Raw genomic sequence first — 3,563 nt, forward strand, 5'->3', positions numbered from 1 at the left:
TATATGCTGAACCGCCGCGCGGCCCTGACCATCCGGGGAAGCGGAGAGCGGCTTCATTCTCTCGAGAGTTTCCACGGGCTTTATTCCGCTCTTACGGTTCTGGTTCCCGTACTTGTGCTGCTGCTGTTGTGGCTCATGCTACAAGGGCAGGTGATCGACCGTCTGACCATGGCCAGCCTGCCTGAAGGCACGCTTGACGGTCTGGGCACCGGGCAGGTGCAGCTGATCCTCGCCGAGATCAAATCGATCAGTCGCGGGGTCATCTTCGGTACGCCCGAAGAGTATAAGGTTCAGGCCGCTGAACGATATAATGGCTACCAGAATACTGCGACCACGCTGATGTTCGCCGTTGTCGTGGGCTTGGTCGCGGTCCTTATGCTCGCGGCCCGCCGTCGCGTGTCTGCCGATTTCCGGGCCCGCCAACAGGTTGAGAGTATCACCTCAGGCCTGATGATCTTTTGCGCTACTGTTGCCATTTTCACGACGATCGGAATCATTTTCGCACTGGTCTTCGAGACCTACAAATTCTTTACCATGGTATCCTTCACCGAATTCCTGTTCGGGACAAGCTGGGAACCGCAAATTCCGATCCGCGAAGACCAGATCGCAGCCGAGGGTGCCTTTGGTGCTGTTCCCGTGTTTCTTGGTACGATCGTGATTGCGACCGTCGCCTTGGTGGTCGCCGTACCTGTGGGCCTGCTGACAGCGATTTATCTGAATGAATTCGCCTCACACAGGGTACGGCAGGTCATCAAGCCGATCATGGAAATCCTTGCCGGTGTGCCGACAGTGGTTTACGGCTTTTTCGCCATCCTCGTGATCGCACCCGCAATTCGGTCCTTCGGTCAGAGCATCGGGCTTGACGTGGCGCCCAATACCGCGCTGGCCGCTGGCAGCGTGATGGGTGTCATGCTGATCCCGTTTATTTCGTCTTTCGCGGATGATGCCTTGTCCGCTGTCCCGCAAAGCTTGCGTGACGGGGCCTTGGCCTTGGGTGCGACGCGTGCGGAAACCATGCTGAACGTGCTTTTCCCGGCCGCCATTCCCGGTATCGTGGGTGGTGTTCTGCTGGCCGTGAGCCGGGCCATCGGCGAAACAATGATCGTGGTGATGGCCGCCGGTCTGATAGCAAAGATGACGATCAACCCACTGGACAGCGTAACCGCCGTGACCGTGCAGATCGTTACGCTGCTGATCGGGGACACTGCTTTCGACAACCCGAAGACACTGGCGGCCTTCGCACTTGGCATGATGCTTTTCATCATCACGCTGATGATCAACATTCTGGCACTGCGGATCGTCCGCAAGTACCGCGAAATCTACGATTGAGGCTTGCTCAGAAATGACCGATTTTACATCAAATCAACCCGGTTCCCGTATGGGCAATTCCACGACCGAAGCTGTGCGCAAAAGCCTTGGCCGTCGCAATCGCAAGCAGATATGGCTGCAAGGGTTCGGCATCGCGGCAATTACGTTTGCAATCACGATGCTGTTTATCCTGATCGCTTCAATTGTCGGCTCTGGTTATCATGCCTTCACACAGACCCATGTCGAGATCGAGGTCTTTGTCGATCCCGAGGAAGTGCCCGTTGAAAACCTGCCGCGTGGCGGTTTCCGCGATGTGCTGAGCGCGTCCATGGGGCAATATTTCCCTGACGTGGACATGTCCGACCGCGCCGCCGCCCGCGAAGTATCTACGATCCTGTCGAACGGCGCGCAATTCGAGTTGCGTGATATGGTCGTGGCCGATCCGTCGCTCATTGGCCAGACCATTACGCTCAAGGTGCCGACATCAGATCCTTATGACCAGTTGGCCAAGGGATTGGTCAAGCGTGATACGATTGAAGCTAACCGGCGTCTGGACGATGCTGCGATCGAACGATTTGACCGTTTGCAGGACCTTGGTTTGATCAGCAAACCGCTGAATACGGGTCTGCTGACCAATGCGGATTCGCGTTTTCCGGAACTCGCAGGTTTGAAGGGTGCTTTGGTCGGGTCATTCTGGGCGCTTCTGACATGCTTTGTCATATCGTTCCCTCTGGGGATTGGCGCTGCGATCTATCTTGAGGAATTTGCCCCCAAGAACCGGATGAGTGATTTCATCGAGGTAAATATCAACAATCTTGCGGCAGTGCCGTCAGTCGTGTTCGGCCTGTTGGCATTGGCGGTTTTCATCGGCTGGTTCGGTATGCCGCGATCTGCACCGTTTGTAGGGGGTTTGACGCTTGCGCTGATGACCCTGCCAACGATCATTATCGCGACCCGTGCCGCGCTCAAGGCTGTGCCGCCGTCGATCCGCGAAGCCGCGTTAGGTGTGGGTGCATCCAAACATCAGGTCGTGTTCCACCATGTTCTTCCACTGGCTATGCCCGGCATTCTGACCGGCACGATCATCGGTCTGGCGCAGGCTCTGGGCGAAACAGCGCCGCTGCTTCTTATCGGCATGAATGCCTTTATCACATCGGCGGCGTCTTCGCCTTTCGACAGTGCAACTGCTTTGCCAACGCAGATCTTTATCTGGGCCGACAGCCCCGAGCGCGGCTTTGTATCGCGCACCTCGGCGGCGATCCTTGTGCTGCTTGGTTTCCTGATCACGATGAATGCAATTGCGATCTACCTGCGGCAGAAGTTCGAACGCAAATGGTAAGCGCCCCGACATGAAGGACACTGAAATGAATGACATGACTAAGATTGAACGGGACGTAAAGATGACCGATACGAAGATCACCGCACGGGACGTCAACGTCTTTTACGGTGACACGCATGCGATCAAGGATGTGAATGTCGATATCGCGGACAAGACCGTGACGGCCTTTATCGGTCCCTCCGGATGCGGCAAGTCGACATTTTTGCGTTGTCTGAACCGCATGAACGACACGATCGATGTCTGCCGTGTGACCGGGCATATCAAGATGGATGATCAGGATATCAACGACAAATCGATCGATCCGGTGCAACTGCGCGCTCAGGTCGGCATGGTTTTTCAAAAACCCAATCCCTTCCCGAAATCCATTTACGACAATGTCGCCTATGGTCCCCGCATTCACGGCCTCGCCCAGTCCAAGGTCGAACTGGACGAGATTGTCGAAAAATCCCTGCGTCGCGGAGCGATCTGGGATGAGGTCAAGGATCGCCTTGACCAGCCTGGCACCGGGCTTTCCGGCGGGCAACAGCAGCGTCTGTGCATTGCACGCGCCGTAGCGACCCAGCCTGAAGTCCTGTTGATGGACGAGCCATGTTCTGCGCTTGACCCGATCGCAACCGCCCAAATTGAAGAACTGATCGATGAGTTGCGGCGGGATTACTCTGTGGTGATTGTTACCCACTCGATGCAGCAAGCTGCGCGGGTAAGTCAGAAAACCGCGTTCTTCCACTTGGGCAACCTTGTCGAATTCAACGATACCGATGCGATATTCACAAACCCCACCGATAGCCGCACCGAAAGCTACATCACCGGCCGGATCGGATAAGGAAAAGAAGATGAACGACAAACATATCGTGTCCTCATTCGACAGGGACTTGGAAAGCATCCAGGCAACGGTGATGAAAATGGGCGGTCTCGT

At 55.9% G+C, this 3,563-nt stretch carries 3 protein-coding genes and 1 pseudogene; all 4 read left to right on the forward strand.

The genetic code is table 11. From position 1 onward, the window contains the following. On the forward strand, positions 1–1,329 hold a 1,329-nt coding region (gene pstC / locus R6T97_RS16475), incomplete at its 5' end, for a phosphate ABC transporter permease subunit PstC (RefSeq protein WP_410350367.1). A gap of 13 nt (positions 1,330–1,342) precedes the next feature. Continuing rightward, entirely contained in the window at positions 1,343–2,647 is a 1,305-nt protein-coding gene (gene pstA, locus R6T97_RS16480) for a phosphate ABC transporter permease PstA (protein ID WP_410350368.1), read from the forward strand. Positions 2,648–2,672: 25 nt separating this feature from the next. After that, entirely contained in the window at positions 2,673–3,470 is a 798-nt protein-coding gene (pstB, locus tag R6T97_RS16485; protein WP_410350369.1) for a phosphate ABC transporter ATP-binding protein PstB, read from the forward strand. A gap of 10 nt (positions 3,471–3,480) precedes the next feature. Further along, positions 3,481–3,563 (forward strand): annotated as a pseudogene (locus tag R6T97_RS16490) (phosphate transport system regulatory protein PhoU); the annotation flags it as partial.

The organism is Yoonia sp., from assembly GCF_046498525.1.
GTDB lineage: Bacteria > Pseudomonadota > Alphaproteobacteria > Rhodobacterales > Rhodobacteraceae > Yoonia.

Bases quoted from the DNA above. Each gene is read 5' to 3' on its own strand.
- pstA (WP_410350368.1), top strand. From the start codon at position 1,343: ATGACCGATTTTACATCAAATCAACCCGGTTCCCGTATGGGCAATTCC.
- pstB (WP_410350369.1), top strand. From the start codon at position 2,673: ATGAATGACATGACTAAGATTGAACGGGACGTAAAGATGACCGATACG.